A 20,969-nucleotide genomic window follows, 5' to 3' on the forward strand; every position below is an offset into this window, starting at 1 on the left:
AAGCCCGGATCGGTCAGGCGGAGATGCCGTCGATCCGGGCCAGGGCGTCGTCAGCGCCGTACGGTTGCAGGTACGGCAACCAGCGCGGGTCCCGATGGCCGGTCCCGATGATGCGCCAGGCCAGACCCGTGGGCGGGGCGGGTTTGTGCCGCAGCCGCCAGCCGATCTCGACGAGATGGCGGTCGGCCTTGACGTGGTTGCAACGCCGGCAGGACGCCACGACGTTGTCCCACACGTGCTTGCCCCCGCGACTGCGCGGGATGACGTGGTCGACGCTGGTTGCGACGCCACCGCAGTACATGCACCGGCCCCCGTCGCGGGCGAAGAGCGCCCGGCGGGTGAGCGGGACGGGTCCCCGGTAGGGAACCCGGACGAATCGCTTGAGCCGCACCACGCTGGGTGCGGGGACTGTGACGGTCGCGCTGTGCAGGAAGGCGCCGGACTCCTCCAGGGAGACTGCCTTGTTCTCCAGGACGAGGACGAGCGCGCGGCGGAGCGGTACGACGCCGAGCGGCTCGTACGACGCGTTCAGAACCAGGACATGCGGCACGGATGCCTCCTCGGGCGTCGGCGGCACGTGGCTCGCGCCGGGACGATCTGTGGTCAGTCTCCCCTCTTGGTCGGTGGCCGCGCCACCATGTCCCGGTAACGGGCTGGGAGTGTTTTCGACCACACGTGCATACATCCCCCGCACCCCGGCCCGTTCAAGCACAGGTGAGCACGCTCTCTCCTTCACACATCCCGCCGAAGCACACACAATGCCCCGTTAGTGTGGTGCCTCTGCCCCGTCGGTGACCTTTTCGTGACCTGGACCGCCTTGACCGCCACACCGGGGGGAGCAGTGCCGCACCTGGAGGTACCTGCCGTGTCCTTGTACGCCGTCCTGACGGCCGCCGGTCCGTCGCCGACGCCGACCCCCTCGGGGTCACCGTCCGCCGTGACCGTCCCCACCCTCGAGGATGCCCAGGAAGGGGCGACCAACGCCGCCAGCTGGGTCGAGGAGAACTGGTCGACGTGGCTGGCGATCGGCCTGCGGGTACTGCTGATCGTGGTGATCGCCGCGATCCTGCGCGGGGTGGTGCGGCGGGCCATCACCAAGTTCATCGACCGGATGAACCGCACGGTCCAGGCGGTCGACGGCACGGCTCTGGGCGGGCTGCTGGTCAACGTCGAGCGGCGCCGCCAGCGGTCCCACGCGATCGGCTCGGTGCTGCGCTCGGTGGCGAGCTTCCTCATCCTCGGCACCGCCGCGCTGATGATCCTCGGCACCTTCGAGATCAACCTGGCCCCGCTGCTGGCGTCCGCGGGTGTCGCGGGTGTCGCCATCGGTTTCGGCGCCCGCAACCTGGTCACGGACTTCCTCTCCGGCGTGTTCATGATCCTGGAGGACCAGTACGGCGTCGGCGACCAGATCGACGCGGGTGTCGCCTCCGGCGAGGTCATCGAGGTCGGGCTGCGCGTGACCAAGCTGCGCGGCGACAACGGCGAGATCTGGTACGTCCGCAACGGCGAGGTCAAGCGGATCGGCAACCTCTCGCAGGGCTGGGCGACGGCCGGGGTGGACGTCACCGTCAAGGCGTCCGAGGACCTGGACCTCGTCAAGGCCACCCTCGACGAGGTCGCCGAGAAGATGAACAAGGAGGAGCCCTGGAACGAGCTTCTCTGGAGCCCGATCGAGGTGCTCGGCCTGGACAGCGTCCTGATCGACTCGATGGTGGTCCGCGTCTCCGCGAAGACGATGCCCGGCAAGTCCCTGACCGTCGAGCGCGAGCTGCGCTGGCGGATCAAACGCGCCTTCGACGCGGCGGACATCCGCATCGTCGGCGGCGCCACGGTCCCGCCGGAACAGGACCCGGACAACGATCCGACGGCCGCCGTCGCCGCCCCGTCGGTGTACTCCAACACCGCCTCCCCGCAGGCGGCGGCGGCCTCCCCGCTGCCACCCCTGACCCCGCCGGGGGCGGCGAAGTAGGAGAGCGGCACCTCACGGACTGGAAGGGCGACGACTGGACGCCGAAGTCGATTCGACGCGCCGGAGTCGCTTCGACGCCCTCCTTCCCGCGACGGACGGAGGCATTCCGGCCCGGCCGTGTCCTGGCTGAACCGGCTGGCTGGCTGGCTGGCTGGCTGGCTGGCTGGCTGGCTGGCCCAGCCTTCTGCCGGGGCGCGCCCCGTCCCCGCCCCGGTGATCCTCGCCCTCCTCGCCGCGCCGATCTCCCTCCGTACACCCCACCGGATTCTTGTCACGGGAAACCGTGGCCCCGTACGCACCGCCCTGCGCGGAGTGGGCGCCACTGACGTGCGCTTCGCCTCCGCGGTCCTGGTCACCCGAGTTCCGGCCGGCCGAGCAGGACCGCCGTAGAGGGTGAGGACGCGGGAGAGGGCGTCGTCGACACGCCGCTCGCTGACACGTCCGGCCCGCACCTCGCGCCCGAGGTCTGCGGATCCTCAGTCCCCGGACCATCCGGTCACAAGGCCGCACGAGGGGCGGCGTCCGCGTGTCCCGCGGGGCCCGAGCGCCGTGCGCCCTTCCCGCTTCCGCCTCCCCCTTGACGCCTTCCGGCCACCGGGCTTACCTTCCCTGCACAGAATAGGAAACTTTCCTAACAGTGACCGACGGCTGGTCGGCGACGCCCCTCGATGGACTTGTCTCCGCGATCACTGAGAAGCTGGGCGGCCGAGGAAGGCAGGTGCAGAGCCCATGGCAGGAACCGCCGGTACGCCGGGCACCCCGCGCGTCCTCCGCGCCATGAACGACCGCGCCGCCCTGGACCTGCTGCTGGCGCACGGACCCCTGTCGCGCACCCGGATCGGCAAGCTCACCGGCCTGTCCAAGCCGACCGCCTCGCAGCTCCTGGCCCGTCTGGAGGCGGCGGGCCTGGTCCTGGCCACCGGCACCACCGAGGGACGGCCGGGACCCAACGCCCAGCTCTACGAGGTGAATCCCGCCGCCGGTCACGCCGCGGGCCTCGACGTGACCCCCGAACGCGTCCTCGCCGCCGTCGCCGACATCACGGGCCGCACCCTGGGCACGTACGAGGTGTCCACACCCGGCCGAAGGGGCGCGGGGACCGTCGTACGGCAGGTCACCGAGGCGCTGGACGGCGCGGTGAAGGCCGCCGGGCTCGTCCGGAACGACGTGCGGCGGCTGGTCGTCGCCACGCCGGGCGCCTTCGACCCCACCACCGGTCGGCTCCGCTACGCCTCCCACCTGCCCGGCTGGCACTCCCCCACGCTGCTCGACGACCTCGCGGCGGCCCTGCCGATGCCCGTCGAGTACGAGAACGACGTGAACCTGGTGGCCGTGGCCGAACAACGGCTCGGTGCGGCCCGGGGACACGAGGACTTCGTGCTGCTGTGGAACGAGGGCGGCCTCGGCGCCGCCCTCGTCCTCGGCGGCCGGCTGCACCGCGGCTGGACCGGCGGCGCGGGCGAGGTCGGCTTCCTGCCCGTGCCGGGCGCACCCCTGGTGCGGCAGGTCACCAGGGCCAACAGCGGTGGCTACCAGGAACTGGCCGGTTCGCAGGCGGTACCGAAACTGGCCCGCGAACTGGGCGTCAGCGGCATCCCCTCGGGGCCGTACGCCGAGACCGCCGCCGCCCTCGTCGCACGGGCCGTCGCCGAGGAGGACGGCCCGCTGCGGGAGCTGCTCGGCACTTACGCGACCCGGCTCGCGACCGGTCTCGCCGCCCTCGTCTCCGTCCTCGACCCGGAACTCGTCGTCCTCAGCGGCGCCTCGCTGACCGCCGGCGGCGAGGTGCTGCGCGCCCTCGTCCAGGCCGAACTGGAGGAGCTGGCCCCGTCCCGGCCGAAACTCGTCGTCGGCGGTGTCACCGAACGGCCCGTGCTGCGCGGCGCCCTGGAGAGCGCCCTGGCCGCCACCCGCGACGAGGTGTTCGACACCTCGCGCTGACCCACCCCCCATACCCACCCCCCGTCACCCTCATCGCCACGCCCGTCCCTGGGAGGCCCCGTCATGCCCACACGCATTCCCCAAGTGGCCCGGAAAACGGCTTTCGCCCTGACCGCGTCCCTGGCCCTGCTCGCCACCGCCTGTACCGGCCAGGCCTCCTCCGGCGCCGACGACGACGCGTCGAAGGAGACCACGCTCACCTTCTGGCACGCGTGGAGCGCGCCCGGCGAGGTGAAGGCCGTGAAGGACCTGGTCGCCGGGTTCGAGAAGACGCACCCCAACATCCACGTGAACGTCGTCGGCAACATGACCGACGACAAGATCAACCAGGCGCTGCGGGCGGGCGGTTCGAAGGCACCCGACGTGATCTCGTCGTTCACCACCAACAACGTCGGCAAGTTCTGCTCGTCGGGCGCGCTGGTCGACCTCAACCCCTTCTTCGAGAAGGCGGACATCGACCCGGAGACGACGTTCCCGAAGGCCATGAACCAGTACACCCAGTTCGAGGGCGACCGCTGCGCGGTCCCGCTGCTGGGCGACGCGTACGGCCTGTACTACAACAAGACGGCCTTCGCGAAGGCCGGGATCAGCGCCCCTCCCAAGACCTGGTCCGAGTTCGAGACCGTCGCGAAGAAGCTGACGATCCCCCAGGGCGACAGCTACCGGCAGCTCGGGTTCATGCCGAACTACCACGGCTGGGAGACCACGACCGAGCACTACCTGGGCCAGTTCTCGCCCACGTACTTCGACCGGGACGGCAGGTCGACCGTGGCCGACGACCCGGCCGTCGAAGCCGGTTTCGTCCTCCAGAAGAAGCTCGTCGACTCCCTCGGCGGCTACCGGAAGCTGGAGAAGTACCGGGCCGGCCTCGGTGACGAGTGGGGCCCCAAACACCCGTTCCACACCGGCCAGGTGGCCATGCAGCTCGACGGCGAGTGGCGCCTGGGCATGGCCCTGGACGCCAAGCCCGGCTTCGAGATCGGCGTCGCCCCGCTGCCCGTCCCCGACGACCAGGTGGACCAGTACGGCAAGGGCTACATCACCGGCACCATCGCCGGCATCGCCGCCACCAGCGAGAAGCAGAACGCGGCCTGGGAACTGGTGAAGTACATGACGACCGACACGGACGCCGTCGTGAACTTCTCCAACGCCATCCACAACGTGCCCTCGACGCTCGCCGCCCTCAAGTCGCCGAAACTGAAGTACGACCCGCGCTTCAAGACCTTCCTCGACATCGCCGGCAACCCGAACTCCACGACCTCCCCGGCCTCGGTCAACGGCGGCGTGTACCTCTCGACGCTCCAGCAGCTCGGCTTCGACTACGAGAGCGGCAAGCTCAAGGACCTGAAGGCGGGACTGCGGAAGACGGCTGCGCAGATCGACACGGACATCGCGCAGGCGAAGTGACCGTGAGCACGCCCGCACCGAGGTCCAACACGTTGAGGTCGAAGCGCCGCCGGGCGGCGCTTCGCACCACCGCCTTCCTGTCGCCGTGGCTGATCGGCTTCGCGGTGTTCTTCGCCTACCCGCTGCTGTCCACGGTCTACTTCTCGTTCATGCACTACGACGGCTTCAAGCCGCCGACCTGGGCCGGGACCAGGAACTGGACGTACGTCTTCGAGCACTACCCCTACTTCTGGCCCGCCCTGCGCAACACCCTGTGGCTGGTGCTGGTGATGGTCACCCTCCGCGTCCTCTTCGGACTCGGCGTCGGCCTGCTCATCACCAGGATCAAGACGGGTACCGGCGTCTTCCGCACCCTCTTCTACCTGCCCTACCTCGCCCCGCCCGTCGCGGCCACCATGGCCTTCGCCTTCCTGCTCAACCCCGGTACGGGACCGGTCAACTCGCTCCTGGAGGGCGTCGGCATCCCGGCGCCCGGCTGGTTCAACGACCCCGCCTGGTCCAAGCCGGCCCTCACCCTGCTCGCCCTGTGGGGCGTCGGCGACCTGATGGTCATCTTCATGGCCGCGCTGCTCGACGTACCGAAGGAGCAGTACGAGGCGGCGCAGCTGGACGGCGCGTCGGCGTGGCAGCGGTTCCGGTACGTGACGCTGCCGAACATCTCGCCGATCGTCATGTTCGCCGTCGTCACCGGTGTCATCCAGACCATGCAGTACTACACGCAGCCCCTGGTGGCCGGGAAGGTCGCCTCGGGCGTGATCCAGGGCGCGGGCACCCTGTTCGAGCCCGGCTACCCGGACAAGTCGACGCTCACCCTCCCCCAGCTCGTCTACAACCTCGGCTTCCAGCGCTTCGACTACGGCTCTGCCTGCGTGGTGGCCCTGGTCCTCTTCGCCCTGTCGATGGCGTTCACCGCGTTGCTGATGCGGCGCCGGGGCGGGCTCATCCAGGCAGGTGACTGACCCATGACCCGACTACTGGACAGACCGGTGGACTCGACGCCGGCCTCGCCGGCCCGACGCACCGCCCGCCGCCGGGCCCTGCTGGAGTGGATCGCCGTCCACTCCCTCGGCGTGGCCGCCGCCCTCTTCTTCACCCTGCCCTTCGTGTTCGTGCTGCTGACCTCCCTGATGAGCGACTCGCAGGCGCTCAGCCGGGACCTGATCCCGGACACCTGGCAGTGGGACAACTACAGGAGGGTGTTCGACACCCCCGGCTTCCTCACCTGGTGGCGGAACACCCTCCTGTACGCGGGCCTCGGCACCGTCCTGACCGTCGTGTCCTCACTCCCGGTGGCGTACGCGCTCGCCAAGTTCCGTTTCCGCGCCCGCAACCTGACGTTGATGCTCGTCATCTCGATGATGATGCTGCCGCCGCAGGTCGTCGTGATCCCGATGTACCTCTTCTGGGCCCAGCAGTTGGACCTGTCCGGCACGCTGTGGCCGCTGATCGTCCCCATGGCGTTCGGCGACGCGTTCTCGATCTTCCTGCTGCGACAGTTCCTGACCACGATCCCGAACGAGTACGTCGACGCGGCCAAGGTGGACGGCTGCGGCGAACTGCGCACCCTGCTGCGGGTGGTGATCCCGATGGCCAAACCGGGCATCGCCGCGGTCGCCCTCTTCCAGTTCTTCTACGCCTGGAACGACTACTTCGGCCCCCAGATCTACGCCTCCGAGAACCCCGGCGCGTGGACACTCAGTTACGGCCTGGAGTCCTTCAAGGGAGCGCACCACACCGACTGGAACCTCACCATGGCCGCCACCGTGCTGGTCATGGCCCCCGTGATCCTCGTGTTCTTCTTCGCGCAGAAGGCGTTCGTCGAGGGCGTCACCCTGACCGGAGTGAAGGGTTAGCCGGATATGAAACTCACCGTGGTCGGCGGAGGATCGACCTACACGCCCGAACTGATCGACGGCTTCGCCCGTCTGCGGGACACCCTGCCGATCGAGGAACTGGTCCTCGTCGACCCGGCGGCGGAGCGGCTGGAGCTGGTCGGCGGACTCGCCCGGCGCATCTTCGCCCGGCAGGGCCACCCCGGCCGGATCGTCACCACCGCCGACCTGGACGCCGGCGTCGACGGCGCCGACGCGGTGCTGCTCCAGCTCCGCGTCGGCGGCCAGGCCGCCCGCCGGCAGGACGAGACCTGGCCCCTGGAGTGCGGCTGCGTCGGCCAGGAGACCACCGGCGCCGGCGGCCTGGCCAAGGCGCTGCGCACGGTCCCCGTCGTCCTCGACATCGCCGACCGGGTCCGCCGCGCCAACCCGCGCGCCTGGATCATCGACTTCACCAACCCCGTCGGCATCGTCACCCGCGCCCTGCTCCAGGCCGGACACCGGGCGGTCGGGCTGTGCAACGTGGCCATCGGCTTCCAGCGCAAGTTCGCCGCACTGCTGGGGACCTCCCCGACCGAGGTCCACCTCGACCACGTGGGCCTCAACCACCTCACCTGGGAGACGGGGGTGCGCCTCGGCGGCCCCGAGGGCGAGGACGTACTGCCCGCGCTGCTGGCCGACCACGGCGACGCGATCGCCGCCGACCTGCGCCTGCCCCGCCCTGTGCTGGACCGCCTGGGCGTGGTCCCCTCCTACTACCTGCGCTACTACTACGCCCACGACGAGGTCGTACGCGAACTGCGCACGAAGCCCTCGCGGGCCTCAGAAGTGGCCGCGATGGAACGGGAGTTGCTGGAGATGTACGGCGACCCGGGCCTGGACGAGAAGCCGGCGCTGCTGGCGAAGCGGGGCGGCGCCTACTACTCCGAGGCGGCCGTGGACCTGGCGGCCGCGCTGCTCACCGGGTCCGGCAGCCCCCACCAGGTGGTCAACACGTACAACAACGGCACGCTGCCCTTCCTGCCCGACGACGCGGTGATCGAGGTCCAGGCGGCGGTCGGCCCCGAGGGCCCCTCCCCGCTGCCCGTGACGCCGGTGGACCCGCTGTACGCGGGCCTGACGGCGAACGTCACCGCCTACGAGGACCTCGCCCTGGACGCGGCACTGCGCGGCGGCCGCGACCGCGTCTTCCGGGCCCTGCTCGCCCATCCTCTGATCGGCCAGTACGCGTACGCCGAGACGCTGACCGACGAACTGATCGCACACAACCGGGAGCATCTCGCGTGGGCCTGACCGCATGTGTCCTCGCCATCGACGCGGGCAACAGCAAGACCGACGTCGCGGTCGTGGCGGCCGACGGCGCGGTCCTCGCCACGGCTCGCGGGGGCGGCTTCCGGCCGCCCGCCGTGGGCGTGGGCGCGGCCATGGACGCCCTCGCGGCCGCCGTCACGCGCGCCTACACCGCCGCGGGCGTCACCTCGGTCACGCATGTCTCGGCCTGCCTCGCCAACGCCGACCTTCCCGTCGAGGAGGAACAGCTGGCGGCGGCGCTGCACGCGCGCGCGTGGGGCGACTCCGTCGAGGTCCGCAACGACACCTTCGCGATCCTGCGGGCGGGCGTCGCCGAGCCGCGGGGCGTGGCCGTGGTCTGCGGCGCCGGGATCAACTGCGTCGGCATGCGCGCCGACGGCCGCACCGCCCGCTTCCCGGCGCTCGGCAGGATCTCCGGCGACTGGGGCGGCGGGTGGGCCCTCGCGGAGGAGGCCATGTGGCACGCGGCGCGGGCCGAGGACGGTCGGGGGCCCGCCACCGCGCTGGCGCACACCCTCCCCGCCCACTTCGGTCTCCCCACGATGTACGCCCTCATCGAGTCCCTCCACCTGGAGCGCGTCCCCCCGTCCCGCCGCCACGAGCTGACGCCGGTCCTCTTCGCGACGGCCTCCGACGGTGACGCGGTGGCCCGCACGGTCGTCGACCGCCTGGCGGCGGAGGTCGTCGGCATGGCCACGGTCGCCCTGACCCGCCTGGACCTTCTGGGGGAGGAAACCCCGGTACTCCTGGGCGGCGGGGTCCTCACGGCGGGCCACCGCCGGCTGGACGACCGCATCGGCGAGCTGCTCGCGGCGAGGGCCCCGAAGGCGACCCCGAGGGTGGTACGCCAACGCCCGGTGCTGGGGGCGGCGCTGCTCGGCCTGGACCGGGTGGGAGCGGGACAGGAACCACAGGAGAGGGTCCGGGCCCATTTCGGAGGCTGACCGGTGTGGGTGCGGGGGGCGCCGGCCGCGCGTCCGGGCGCCGCGGAGCACCGCCCGCGCCCACACTTGGGCGCGGGGCCGAGGCCGTCCGCGGCGCGGGGCTGAGGCCCGTCGGCGCGCGGGGCCGAGGCCGGCCCGTGCGCGGGGCCGAGGCCGGCCCGTGCGCGGGGCCGAGGCCGGCCCGTGCGCGGGGCCGAGGCCGTCCCAGATCTCCGTCCACCCCTCGCCCCGCCCTCCGGGCGGCCGCCTGCCCTTAGCCGGAGACGACCCCGGCCGTCCCGCGCGCCCAAGGCCGGCCGGGCTGGGCCGCCCGCGTGCCCACCGCCGGGCGAACCTGGCGCTCCCGACACCGTGACGTCCAGGACCGGAAGGGGTGCGGGGAAAGGCGCGACCAGCCACGAGGCGCCCGCACCCCGGCCACTGCCCTGCGCCGCGGCGGAACCGAACGGACACCCCCGACGTGTTCACCACAAGGGCGGACCGCGATCCGGTCAGGATCCGGTGAAGCCCCGGTGCGCAGCCCCTCGCCGAGCGGCGATACTGGCGCAGACAGTTGACCATGGGGGAGGTCAGGCACACGTGGCAAACCCGCCGACAACCATCACGGCGTCACCGCCCGCCCGCCGGACGGCGTTCGCCGAGGGCGTCGACCAGTTGCGCTCCGCCGCGACCACCGAGCCGGGCAGGCTCCGTATCATCGGCGCCGTCCTCGCCTTCCTCGTCGTCGCGTTCGGCGCGGTGACCGCCTGGGAGATGAGCGACCGCGCGGCCGCCGCCGACGACGTGCTGCACAAGAGCCAGCCGCTGAGCACGGCCGCCGCGGACATCTACCGTTCACTCGCCGACGCCAACACCGCGGCGTCCAGCGGCTTCCTGGCGGGCGGCCAGGAGACGGCCGAGTCGCGCAAGCGCTATGAGGACGACATCGACACGGCCGCCGCGAAGCTCGTCACCGCGGCGAACAACTCCGACGCCGGCTCCCCCTCCACCGCGGCGATCACGAAGCTCAACAAGCTGCTCCCCGAGTACAAGGGCCTCGTGGAGCGCGCCCGCACCTACAACCGGCAGGGTTTCCCGGTCGGCGGCGCGTACCTGCCGGTACGCCAACCAGAAGATGCAGGACGAGATGCTCCCGGCCGCCGAGGATCTCTACAAGAAGGAGAACCAGCGGCTCCAGGACGACTACGCGGCGGCCAAGCCGTACCCGTGGGCGGCGATCACCCTCGGCATCCTCGCGCTGGCCGCCCTCGGCTGGGCGCAGCACCGCAACTACCGCCGTACGAACCGGGTCCTGAACCACGGCATGGTCGCGGCGTCCGCGGCCTCCGCCGTCGTACTGCTGTGGCTGGTCGTCGGTCACAGCGTGGCCCGGGCGGGGCTGAACGACTCCTACGACCACGGCGTCCGCTCCCTCGACGTCCTGCACGACGCCCGTATCGCCTCGCTGAAGGCACGCGGCAACGAGAACCTCACCCTGGTCGCCCGCGGCGCCGAGACCGTGAAGGTCGGCGACACGACGTTCGACGCCTACGACCATGACTTCACCGAGGAGATGGCGACCCTCGGCAAGGGCCTGGCGGCGGCGGCGAAGCTCGCCGACGACGAGGCGGGCGAGAAGCCGGTCGCGTCGGCGGAGAGCAACATGGCGGAGTGGAAGAAGCGCCACACCGCGGCCCGCGCCCAGGACGACAACGGCAACTACGAGCAGGCGCTGGCCCTGGTGATCGGCGCGAAGGGCGCGACCGGCGCGTGTTTCGACGGCGTCGACGCCAGCCTGGCGAGCGCGCTCGACCACGAGCGGCACGAGTTCAAGCAGGCGGCCGGTGACGCCCTGGGCGCGATGGGCGGGCTGCCGCTGGGCGCGGCCGTGCTGGCGGTCCTGGCGGCGGCGGGCGCGCTCCTCGGCATCGGCCGCAGGCTGTCGGAGTACCGGTGAAAGGGGGCGTGACGATGCGTGCTCGACGGATGCGGGCCGGTCTGCGGGGCTGGGGCGGGGTGGGCGCGATGGCGCTCGTCTGCGTCCTCGCCCTCGCGTTCGTGCTGGTCCTGCCGTGGACCCAGTCGCCGGGCGACGGCAGCACCGGCACCGGCGGTCCGGGCGTCGCCGCGGGCGCCCAGGCGGTCGACACGGCCTGCCAGGCCCCCGAGAAGCAGACGCTGGCGCCGTCGGCCGCGGACGGGCCGACGATCGCCGCGATCAAGGCCCGTACGGGTGAGAGGCGCAAGCTGATCGTCGGCGTCGACCAGAACAGCTACCGGTGGGGCTACCGCGACCCCAACAACACGGGCGCCGCGCTGGAGGGTTTCGACATCGACCTGGTGCGTCGGATCGCCGAGGACATCCTGGGCGACCGCGACGCCGTCCAGTTCAAGGCGATTCCGACCAACCAGCGCATCCCGGCCATCCAGGAGGGCCGGGTCGACATGGTGGTCCGCACGATGACGATCACCTGCGACCGGATCAAGGACGTCGCGTTCTCCGCGCCGTACTTCAGGACGGGCCAGCAGGTCCTCGCCCCCAAGTCGTCGACGATCACCGGTTACGACGACACGCTGGCGAAAAAGAGGATCTGCACGGCGGCCGGTTCGACGGCCAACACCCGGCTGACCGACGACGTGAAGGCCGGGAAGCTGCCCGCGACCGCCGACATCTCCACCACCGTCCCCAACCAGCTGGACTGTCTGGTGCGGTTGCAACTCGGGGAGGTCGACGCCGTGGTCACCGACGGCGCCCTGGCGGCGAGTCAGGCCGCGCAGGACCCGACGGTGGAGCTGAAGGGCGCCGCGTTCACGGCCGAGTACTACGGCGTGGCGATGAAGCAGGACGCGGACGACCTGGTACGCCGGGTCAACCAGATCCTGGTGGAGTACCGGGCGAACGGCTGGCAGCGGTCGTACGCCGCCTGGCTGTCGGCGACACTGGGTTCGGACCCCGCGACGTCGACGCCGCCCGCGCCGCAGTACCTGCGCACGAGTTGACGGATCGGTCGGCGGACGGCGGACCGAGCAGGAGACGGACACAGCGACGAGAGGTGATCGATGGGCGTCACGGGACCCCCCGGGCCGGTGATGGACCGGGACGAGGTCGACCGTGCGCTGGCGCGGCTCGGCGCGGAGCACGAGGCGATCGAGACCTCGCTCCTCGCCCTCCAGGACCACGCGGGCCGCAGACTCCTCGAGGGCGCCGGGCTGACCGGGGTCACCAAGGAGCGCTGGGCGTCCGCGGAGGCGTCGATCACGCTGCTGTGGACGTACTTCGACGCGTACACCGACGCGTTGCGTTCCGCGCGGGACATCCGCTCACGGCGCCGCTGGTCCAGCCGTGAGGATCTGGCGGAGCTTACGGAGCTGTTGCGCGGCGAGTCCGTCACCGTCGCGGGTTCGGCCACCGCCACCGCGAACGCGCCGGCCCTGACCGGCACCGGCAAGCTCAGCGAGAGCTTCTCGCTGACCGCCCTCGTCGACCGGATGAACGAGCTGTACGCGTCCTCGCTGGACCTGGTCGTCGCCGCCGACGCGGTGTGGTCCGCGCTGCCCGCGCGGATCGATCTACTGGCCGCCGAACTCCAGCGCACCCGTCAGCTCGCGCACTCCGTGGGCGTACGCCCCGGCGAGCATCCGGCGGGTGACGACCTGGAACGGATCACCCGCGCCCTGACCTCGCTGCGCGAGCAGGTGATCTCCGACCCGCTGGCGTTCTGGGTACCCGCGCAGGGCAGTTCGGCACCGGGCGGCGGACGCCCCGACACCGCGGTGTACGACCGCGAGGCGCGCGCCCTGGAGGACGTACGCCGGGAGATCGACGCCGTACTGACCGTCCGGCAGGACGCCGAGCAGCGGCTCGTGCGGCTGCGGGACGTGCTCAGCCGCGCGGACCGGACCCTCGCCGAGGCCCGCACGGCACGCGGCGAGGTGCTCGCGAAGATCGCCGCCACGGAGGTGCCGGTCGTCAGCGGCCCGCCGACCGTGCTCCAGGAGCAGCTGGCGACGGCCGCCGAGTACCGCCGGCACGCCCAGTGGCACCGTCTCTCCCCGCTCCTGGAGTCCCTGGAGCGCAAGGCGGAGGACGAACTGCTGCGCGCCCGCGAGTCGTTGACGGCGGTCACCGCGCCCCTCGCGATCCGCGCGGAGCTGCGCGGCCGTCTCGACGCGTACAGGGCGAAGGTCGCCCGGCACGGGCTCGCCGAGGACCCGTTCCTCATCGAGCGCTACGACGCGGCCCGGCGGATGCTGTGGAGCGCGCCCTGCGATCTGCGCGTCGCCGAACAGGCCGTCCTGCGCTACCAGCAGGCGGCGGCCGAACTGCTCGCCGCGCCACGCGTGCCCGAGCAGGGCGGCCCTCAGGACCACAGGGGGGAGCAGAGGTCATGAGTCAGGCAGGTCAGACGTGCCAGCGACCGGGCTGTGAGGGCTCGTACGAGGACATGGGCGGCGGCGAGCTGTACTGCGACACCTGCGGCCTGGCCCCCGTCGTCGCGTCTGGGGGTCCCCCCTCCGGGGGAGGCATGGTCGCGTCGCCTCCGACCGGGGTGACCCGCGGCGGCAGGAGCTCGACGGGCAGCCGCGGTTCCGCCTCCAGCGCGCGCAGCCCGCGCACCGCCTCGCAGTCGTCGAAGTCACGCCGCTCGGTCTCCGGGCGGCTCTCGCGATCCCTGGCGGGCACCTCCACCGGCCGCTCGCTGTCGGTGCGCAGCTCCGGTTCCACGGCCGGTTCCTCCGGGCGGGCCCGGCTCGGGGTGGGCCTGGTCACGGTGCCGCAGGTACCGCGTCCCGACCCGCGCGCGATGGTCCTCGACAACCCGGAGGTGCCCGAGCGCAAGCGGTTCTGCTCGCGTTCCGACTGCGGCGCGCCGGTGGGCCGGGCGCGCGGTGAGCGGGAGGGCCGCACGGAGGGCTTCTGCACCAAGTGCGGACACCCGTACTCCTTCGTCCCGAAGCTGGGGACCGGCGACGTCGTGCACGGCCAGTACGAGGTCGTGGGCTGCCTGGCGCACGGCGGCCTCGGCTGGGTCTACCTCGCCGTCGACCGGGCGGTCTCCGACCGCTGGGTGGTCCTCAAGGGCCTGCTCGACACCGGGGACCAGGACGCGATGGCGGCGGCGATCTCCGAGCGGCGCTTCCTCGCAGAGATCGAGCACGCCAACATCGTGCGGATCTACAACTTCGTCGAGCACCTCGACCAGCGGACCGGTTCGCTGGACGGGTACATCGTCATGGAGTACGTCGGCGGCAAGTCCCTCAAGGAGATCGCCAACGCCCGCCGCACCCCCGACGGCAAGCGCGACCCGCTGCCCGTGGAACAAGCCTGCGCGTTCGGCATCGAGGCCCTCGAAGCCCTCGGCCATCTGCACAGTCGCAACCTGCTGTACTGCGACTTCAAGGTCGACAACGCCATCCAGACCGAGGACCAGCTCAAGCTCATCGACATGGGCGCCGTGCGCAGGACGGACGACGACGAGTCGGCCATCTACGGCACGGTCGGCTACCAGGCGCCGGAGGTGGCGGAGGTCGGCCCGTCGGTGGCGAGCGACCTCTACACGGTCGGTCGCACCCTCGCCGTGCTCACCTTCGACTTCCAGGGCTACACCACGGTCTTCGCGGACTCCCTGCCCGACCCCGACTCCATCGAGGTCTTCCACCGGTACGAGTCCTTCTACCGGCTCCTGGTCCGCGCCACCGACCCCGACCCGGCCCGCCGCTTCGCCTCCGCGCAGGAGATGGCCGAGCAGCTGACCGGAGTGCTGCGCGAGGTCGTCTCGCTCCAGTCGGGACGCGCCCGGCCCGCGCTGTCGACCCTGTTCGGTCCCGAAGTGAAGGTCACCGACACCGAGTTGTTCCCGAAGCAGGGCGCAGAGGTGTCACGGCTGGGGTCCCGGGTGCTCGCATCGCGGCGCGCCTCGGGTACGGCGGCCCCCACGGGCAACTCCTCCGCGGGTCACGCTGGTTCGGCCGGGCTCGTGCCCGCGCCCCGCGTGCCCGGTGCGGTCCCGGCCGGTGCCGGGGGTACCGCGGCGGGGCTGGTCAGGGCCGTCCCCGCGCCCGCCGCCGGGCTCGCCCTGCCGGCCCCGCACGTCGACCCCACCGACCCCAACGCCGGTTTCCTCGCCGGTCTCATGGCCTCCGCGCCCACCGAGCTGATCACCGCCCTCGCGGCGGCGCCGGCCCCGTCGGTGGAGACCCGGCTGCGGCAGATCCGCGCCTGGCTGGAGAACGGCGACTCCGACGCCGCCCTGATGTCCCTGGCCAAGCTCGAGGGCGAACGGCCCGACGACTGGCGGGTCGTCTGGTACCGGGGCGTGACCTCGCTGGTCACCGGCGACCAGGAGGGCGCCGCCCTCGCCTTCGACGCGATCTACGACGCCTTCCCCGGCGAGCCCACGCCGAAGCTGGCGCTCGGCCTGTGCGCGGAGGTGCTGGGCCAGTTGGACAACGCCGCCGAGTACTACCGCCTGGTGTGGTCGACCGACCCGAGCTTCGTGAGCGCCGCGTTCGGCCTGGCGCGCGTCCAGCTCGCGGCGGGCGACCGCGGAAGCGCCGTACGCACGCTGGAGTCGGTGCCCGAGTCCTCCATCCACTACACCGCCGCCCGCGTCGCGGCCGTCCGCGCCCGGCTCCGGCAGCGGACGGCCACCGCCACCGACGTACCCTTCCAGGAGGACCTCGCCGCGGCCGCGGCACAGGTCGAGGCGCTGGACGCCTACGGGCTCGACCCGACGCGCCGCGAGCAGCTGTCCACCGAAGTCCTCGGCTGCGCGCTGGACTGGGTACTCTCCGGTGGCCGGGGCAGCACCGGCCCCGGCGCCCCGCGGCTGCTGCTCGGCAGTGAACTGGACGAGCGGGGACTGCGCTTCGGACTGGAGCGTTCGTACCGCACGCTGGCCCGGCTGGCGACCGGCGCCGAGGAGAGGATCGACCTGGTGGAACGTGCCAATCGTTACCGCCCCCGGACGTGGGTGTAGTTGATGATCCAGATCCCTGGGCAGGCCGCCCTGCCCACGTGTCCGAGCTGCGCGGAGCCGCTCGATGCGGGTGACCGTTTCTGTGGTGCGTGCGGATACGACCTGTCCGCCGTACCGGCCCGCCCCGACGACACTCCGACGCTCACCATGAACGGGGCACAGGTGCCGGCCCCCGCGCGGATCGCCGGCGGGCCGCCGCCGGGTTCGGCCGTCCCACCGCCGTCCCCGGCCCCGCAGCCGCCCGTCGCCCCGCCGACGGCCCCCGCCGTCCCGCATCCGCCCGCCGCCCCGCCGACGGCCCCCGTGCCACCGGCTCCCGGCGCCGAACCCGACGCCGCCCCCGGGGTCCGGTTCGACCGGCCCGCCGAGCCTGAGGAGTACCCTCTCCAGGCGCCGGACCCGCGGCTGGCCGTCGCCAAGGTGTGTGTGGCCTGTCGGGCGGGCCGGGTCGACGACGACGGGTACTGCGAGAACTGCGGGCACGCCCAGCCGCGCGAACGCGACCACATGGAGCAGGAGTCGGGCCCGATCGCCGCCGTCAGCGACCGCGGTCTGCGCCACCACCGCAACGAGGACTCCTTCAGCGTCGGCCACACCGCGCTGCCCGACGGCGGCCCCGCGCTCGTGGCCATCGTCTGCGACGGCGTCTCCTCCGCGACCCGCCCCGACGACGCCTCGTACGCCGCGGCACAGGCGGCCGGCCGTACCCTGCTGGCGGCCCTGCCGCAGGGCACCCACCCGCAACAGGCCATGCACGAGGCGATCGTGGCCGCCTCGCACGCCGTCAACGCGCTCGCCGAGGAGCCCGCCACGGCCCGTGAGCACGCCCCGCATCAGAACGCCCCGGCCTGCACCCTCGTCGGCGCGGTCGTCACCGCGGGTCTGCTGGTCGTCGGCTGGGTCGGCGACAGCCGCGTGTACTGGGTTCCGGAGGACCGCAGTTCACCGCCCGCCCGGCTCACCGAGGACGACTCCTGGGCCGCCCAGATGGTCTCCGCGGGCCTGATGAACGAGGCCGAGGCCTACGCCGACGAGCGCGCCCACGCGATCACCGGCTGGCTCGGCGCCGACGCCTACGAACTGGAGCCCCACACCGCCGCGTTCAAGCCGGACCGGCCGGGCGTGGTGATCGTGTGCACCGACGGCCTGTGGAACTACGCCGAAGGCGCCGAGGAAATGGCGGAGACGCTCCCCCTCGACGCCGCCGCCCGCCCGCTGCACGCCGCCCAGGTTCTGGTCGGTCACGCCCTGGACGGCGGGGGCCACGACAACGTAACAGTGGCCGTCGTGCCGTTCCCCGCCCCCGCACAGGGGGCAGGATCGGCCTGAGGCGGCGCAGGCGAAGCGCCGAACGGACGCAATGACGCGCGGACAGAGCGCCGCACGGAGGCATCACCGCACGCACGGAGCAGGCTCGGCCGGTACACGACACCGGCCGGACGCGGGGAAGCAGAGGCGGACCGGAGGGGACCGGTCCGTCCACGTCGTCACCCCACACGCCGTGGGATTCCGAGGGGGAGGGGAAAAGGCATGGCCAATTTCTCGAAGTCGAGCGTGCCGCAGTTCTCGGTGGAGGTCTACCAGAACGAGTACCTGCCGGAGGGCGGCCGCGAGGTGAACGCGATCGTGACGGTCACCGCCACCGGCGGCGGCACCGTCGGCACCGCGGTCGCGGCACCGCACGTGTACCCGCCGGGCGCGGGCCCCTCCGCCGCCGTGGCGGTCATGGTCGACTGTTCGGGTTCGATGGACTACCCGCCGACCAAGATGCGCAACGCGCGCGACGCCACGGCCGCCGCCATCGACACGCTCCGCGACGGCGTGCACTTCTCGGTGATCGGCGGCACGCACGTGGCGACGGAGGTCTATCCGGGCGGCGGGCGCCTCGCGGTCGCCGACTCCACCACCCGCGAGCAGGCCAAGCAGGCCCTGCGCCGGCTCGGTGCGGGGGGCGGCACGGCCATCGGGACCTGGCTGCGGCTGGCCGACCGGCTGCTGTCCACCGCCGACGTCGCCATCCGGCACGGCATCCTGCTCACCGACGGCCGCAACGAACACGAGTCACCCGATGCCCTCAGGGCCGCCCTGGACTCCTGCGCGGGCCGGTTCACCTGTGACGCGCGCGGCGTGGGCACCGACTGGGAAGTGAAAGAAGTCACAGGGATCGCCTCCGCCCTGCTCGGTACCGCCGACATCGTCGCCGACCCGACCGGCCTCGCCGCCGACTTCACGCAGATGATGGAGACGGCCATGGGCAAGGAGGTCGCGGACGTCGCCCTGCGGCTGTGGACCCCGGTCGGCACGGCCGTCAAGTTCGTCAAGCAGGTGGCTCCGACGGTCGAGGAACTCACCGATCGACGCACCGAGTCGGGCCCGCGTTCCGGCGACTACCCCACCGGTTCCTGGGGCGACGAGTCCCGTGACTACCACGTGTGCGTCGAGGTCCCGGCCGCGAACATCGGCCAGGAGATGCTGGCCGCGCGCGTCTCGCTGATCATCCCGCAGCCCGGGGACGTCTCCCGCTCCAGCGGGGCCGGGAGTGCGGGTGGCGGCGTGCGGAACCTGGGCGCGCAGGGCCTCGTACGGGCCGTGTGGACCGACGACATGGCCGCCTCCACGTCGATCAACCCGCAGGTCGCCCACTACACCGGGCAGGCCGAACTGGCACAGGCCATCCAGCAGGGGCTGGACCTTCGCAAAGCGGGCGATATGGACGGAGCAACGGCCAAACTGGGCCGGGCCGTTCAGCTCGCGAGCGCGTCCGGGAACGCGGATACTGCGAAACTGCTTGCGAAGGTGGTGGACGTGGTCGACGCGCCGACAGGTACTGTGCGATTGAAAGCCAAGGTCGCGGAGGCCGACGAGATGACCCTCGAGACCAGGTCCACGAAGACCGTTCGTGTAAAGAAGTGACCCAGCAACGCTAGTGGAACACCGAAGGAAAGGGGGACGCGCCGACATGCCGACCTGCCCGAACGGACACCAGTCGGGTTCCGACGACTGGTGCGAGGTCTGCGGTCACCGCATGGCCGGTGCCGTACCTCCGCTCCCTCCCCCGCCGCCCACGGCCGGCGGCGGGTACGGCTTCCCGCCGCCCCCGCCGGGCGCCGGCGGCCGTCCCGACGCCCGGCACCCGTCCGCGGTGCCGAACGCCGAGCCGGAGCTGTGCCCGCAGTGCCGTACGCCCCGCGAGGGCGGCGCGCCCTTCTGCGAGGAGTGCCGGTGGAACTTCCTGACCAATACGGCTACCTCGTACACCCCGGCCGCCCCGCGCACGCCGGGTCCCGGCGCGCCCGGTCCGGGTGGACCCGGCGGTGGTCCGGGGGGTCCCGGCGGTGGTCCGGGGGGTCCCGGCGGTCCGGGTGGACCGGGAAGGCCGGGAGCGGGTCCGGACTCCCGGTTCCAGCCGCCGCCCCCGTCCTTCGGCGGCAGCGACTCGTTCGGCTACCAGAGTTCCCGTCCGTCCCAGGTGAACCGTCCCGCCGAGCCGATCCCGCCGGGCCCCCCGTTCGGCGGAGACCCGTCGCGGACCCCGGGTCAGGGGGGCGGCCCCTCCTTCGGGCGTGACCAGGGCGGTCAAGGCCGTCCCGGTGGCCAGGGCGGTCCCGGTGGCCAGGGCGGTCCCGGTGGCCAGGGCGGTCCCGGTGGGCCGGGCGGCAGTCGGCCGTTCGGCGGTCCTTCCGGCGGTCCCCAGGGTTCTGGTGGCACGGCCGGTGGCGGATCGCCCGCGGGTTCCTACGGGCGTGACCCGTCGGGCGCCCCCTCCGACCCCTTCGGACGCGGCCCCGGTCCCTCGAACCCGTCCTCCGACCCCTTCGCACGCGAGCCCTCCGGCCCCGGCAACCCGACCGGCCGGGGCGGCTACGGCCCCGCCCCCTCCCGGCAGAACCCGGCGCAGCCCGGCGGTCCGGGGGGTGGACCAGGTGGGCCCGGCGGTCACCGCGCTCCCCAGGCCTTCCAGCCGCCCGGCGGCCCGCAGGGGGCCCCGTCCGGCTACCCGCAGGAGACCGGCCGGCCGCAACCGCCGTCCGGCCCGTCCTTCGGCGGCGGTGACGACGACTGGACGCTGCCCCCGCCGTCCCGCACCGGCCCCGGCGGCAACCAGGGCGGCGGCAACCAGGGCGGCGGCTACGGTTACCCCCAGCCCGGCGCCCACCAGTCCCCGCCCCGGCCCGGCCCGGCGTTCGCGCAGCAGCCGGCGACCTGGACGGCGACGATAGGCCCGGACCGCGAGTACTTCATGGCGATGATGCACCGCTCGGGGCCGGAGGCCGCGGGCCTGAACCTGCCCGCGTACTCCCCTGAGCAGCAGCGCACGCTCGGCGGCAACCAGATCACCATCGGCCGCCGCCGGCACTCCACCGGCGAGACCCCCGACATCGACCTGTCGGTGCCGCCGGAGGACCCGGGCGTCTCGCACCAGCACGCGGTGCTCGTGCAGCAGCCGGACGGCAGCTGGGCCGTCGTCGACCAGAACTCGACGAACGGCACCACGGTCAACGGCTCCGACGAGCCGATCCAGCCCTTCGTGCCCGTACCGCTCCAGGACGGCGACCGCGTCCACGTCGGCGCCTGGACGACCATCACGATCCGACGGGGCTAG

At 72.6% G+C, this 20,969-nt stretch carries 14 protein-coding genes and 1 pseudogene; 14 read left to right on the forward strand and 1 reads right to left on the reverse strand.

Annotated elements, in window-relative coordinates; all coding sequences use genetic code 11:
• Positions 1 to 13: 13 nt before the first annotated feature.
• On the reverse strand, positions 14 to 550 hold the full coding sequence (locus ACZ5Y0_RS02425) for an HNH endonuclease (protein ID WP_067244152.1): 537 nt from the start codon (positions 548 to 550) through the stop codon (positions 14 to 16).
• A gap of 315 nt (positions 551 to 865) precedes the next feature.
• Here ACZ5Y0_RS02425 and ACZ5Y0_RS02430 point away from each other — a divergent pair, with 315 nt between their 5' ends.
• From ACZ5Y0_RS02430 to ACZ5Y0_RS02495, 14 genes and pseudogenes are all read left to right on the forward strand, one after another.
• Positions 866 to 1,972 carry a mechanosensitive ion channel family protein gene (locus tag ACZ5Y0_RS02430; RefSeq protein WP_469126773.1) on the forward strand — a complete coding sequence of 369 codons (1,107 nt, stop codon included), beginning with the start codon at positions 866 to 868 and terminating at the stop codon, positions 1,970 to 1,972.
• A gap of 729 nt (positions 1,973 to 2,701) precedes the next feature.
• Complete coding sequence (locus ACZ5Y0_RS02435) at positions 2,702 to 3,913, forward strand: ROK family transcriptional regulator (protein WP_469126774.1); 1,212 nt, start codon at positions 2,702 to 2,704, stop codon at positions 3,911 to 3,913.
• 63 nt (positions 3,914 to 3,976) lie between these two features.
• Positions 3,977 to 5,320 (forward strand): ABC transporter substrate-binding protein, encoded by a 1,344-nt coding sequence (locus ACZ5Y0_RS02440; protein WP_469126775.1) that lies wholly within the window; start codon positions 3,977 to 3,979, stop codon positions 5,318 to 5,320.
• 2 nt (positions 5,321 to 5,322) lie between these two features.
• Complete coding sequence (locus ACZ5Y0_RS02445) at positions 5,323 to 6,279, forward strand: carbohydrate ABC transporter permease (RefSeq protein WP_469126776.1); 957 nt, start codon at positions 5,323 to 5,325, stop codon at positions 6,277 to 6,279.
• A 3-nt stretch (positions 6,280 to 6,282) separates the two neighbouring features.
• Positions 6,283 to 7,173 carry a carbohydrate ABC transporter permease gene (locus ACZ5Y0_RS02450; protein WP_469126777.1) on the forward strand — a complete coding sequence of 297 codons (891 nt, stop codon included), beginning with the start codon at positions 6,283 to 6,285 and terminating at the stop codon, positions 7,171 to 7,173.
• Between the two features lie 6 nt (positions 7,174 to 7,179).
• On the forward strand, positions 7,180 to 8,445 hold the full coding sequence (locus ACZ5Y0_RS02455; protein WP_469126778.1) for a 6-phospho-beta-glucosidase: 1,266 nt from the start codon (positions 7,180 to 7,182) through the stop codon (positions 8,443 to 8,445).
• Positions 8,436 to 9,407: an N-acetylglucosamine kinase gene (locus tag ACZ5Y0_RS02460; protein WP_469126779.1), complete on the forward strand. Its 972-nt coding sequence runs from the start codon at positions 8,436 to 8,438 to the stop codon at positions 9,405 to 9,407. The genes ACZ5Y0_RS02455 and ACZ5Y0_RS02460 overlap by 10 nt, the downstream gene beginning before the upstream one ends.
• 579 nt (positions 9,408 to 9,986) lie before the next feature.
• A pseudogene (locus ACZ5Y0_RS02465) lies at positions 9,987 to 11,343 on the forward strand (hypothetical protein).
• A 14-nt stretch (positions 11,344 to 11,357) separates the two neighbouring features.
• The gene (locus ACZ5Y0_RS02470) at positions 11,358 to 12,386 is read left to right on the forward strand and encodes a glutamate ABC transporter substrate-binding protein (protein WP_469126780.1); all 1,029 of its coding nucleotides are present in this window, start codon (positions 11,358 to 11,360) and stop codon (positions 12,384 to 12,386) included.
• Positions 12,387 to 12,446: 60 nt separating this feature from the next.
• Positions 12,447 to 13,778, forward strand: coding sequence for a hypothetical protein (locus ACZ5Y0_RS02475; protein ID WP_469126781.1), 1,332 nt, complete (start codon positions 12,447 to 12,449; stop codon positions 13,776 to 13,778).
• The gene (locus ACZ5Y0_RS02480) at positions 13,775 to 16,366 is read left to right on the forward strand and encodes a serine/threonine-protein kinase (RefSeq protein ID WP_469126782.1); all 2,592 of its coding nucleotides are present in this window, start codon (positions 13,775 to 13,777) and stop codon (positions 16,364 to 16,366) included. The genes ACZ5Y0_RS02475 and ACZ5Y0_RS02480 overlap by 4 nt, the downstream gene beginning before the upstream one ends.
• 3 nt (positions 16,367 to 16,369) lie before the next feature.
• Positions 16,370 to 17,695: a PP2C family serine/threonine-protein phosphatase gene (locus tag ACZ5Y0_RS02485; RefSeq protein WP_469126783.1), complete on the forward strand. Its 1,326-nt coding sequence runs from the start codon at positions 16,370 to 16,372 to the stop codon at positions 17,693 to 17,695.
• A 201-nt stretch (positions 17,696 to 17,896) separates the two neighbouring features.
• Positions 17,897 to 19,279, forward strand: coding sequence for a vWA domain-containing protein (locus ACZ5Y0_RS02490; protein ID WP_469126784.1), 1,383 nt, complete (start codon positions 17,897 to 17,899; stop codon positions 19,277 to 19,279).
• Between the two features lie 46 nt (positions 19,280 to 19,325).
• Positions 19,326 to 20,969 carry an FHA domain-containing protein gene (locus ACZ5Y0_RS02495; protein WP_469126785.1) on the forward strand — a complete coding sequence of 548 codons (1,644 nt, stop codon included), beginning with the start codon at positions 19,326 to 19,328 and terminating at the stop codon, positions 20,967 to 20,969.

This window comes from Streptomyces sp. NPDC033216 (genome assembly GCF_055577115.1).

Bases quoted from the DNA above. Each gene is read 5' to 3' on its own strand.
- ACZ5Y0_RS02435 (WP_469126774.1), top strand. From the start codon at position 2,702: ATGGCAGGAACCGCCGGTACGCCGGGCACCCCGCGCGTCCTCCGCGCC.
- ACZ5Y0_RS02440 (WP_469126775.1), top strand. From the start codon at position 3,977: ATGCCCACACGCATTCCCCAAGTGGCCCGGAAAACGGCTTTCGCCCTG.
- ACZ5Y0_RS02450 (WP_469126777.1), top strand. From the start codon at position 6,283: ATGACCCGACTACTGGACAGACCGGTGGACTCGACGCCGGCCTCGCCG.
- ACZ5Y0_RS02455 (WP_469126778.1), top strand. From the start codon at position 7,180: ATGAAACTCACCGTGGTCGGCGGAGGATCGACCTACACGCCCGAACTG.
- ACZ5Y0_RS02470 (WP_469126780.1), top strand. From the start codon at position 11,358: ATGCGTGCTCGACGGATGCGGGCCGGTCTGCGGGGCTGGGGCGGGGTG.
- ACZ5Y0_RS02475 (WP_469126781.1), top strand. From the start codon at position 12,447: ATGGGCGTCACGGGACCCCCCGGGCCGGTGATGGACCGGGACGAGGTC.
- ACZ5Y0_RS02480 (WP_469126782.1), top strand. From the start codon at position 13,775: ATGAGTCAGGCAGGTCAGACGTGCCAGCGACCGGGCTGTGAGGGCTCG.
- ACZ5Y0_RS02485 (WP_469126783.1), top strand. From the start codon at position 16,370: ATGATCCAGATCCCTGGGCAGGCCGCCCTGCCCACGTGTCCGAGCTGC.
- ACZ5Y0_RS02490 (WP_469126784.1), top strand. From the start codon at position 17,897: ATGGCCAATTTCTCGAAGTCGAGCGTGCCGCAGTTCTCGGTGGAGGTC.
- ACZ5Y0_RS02495 (WP_469126785.1), top strand. From the start codon at position 19,326: ATGCCGACCTGCCCGAACGGACACCAGTCGGGTTCCGACGACTGGTGC.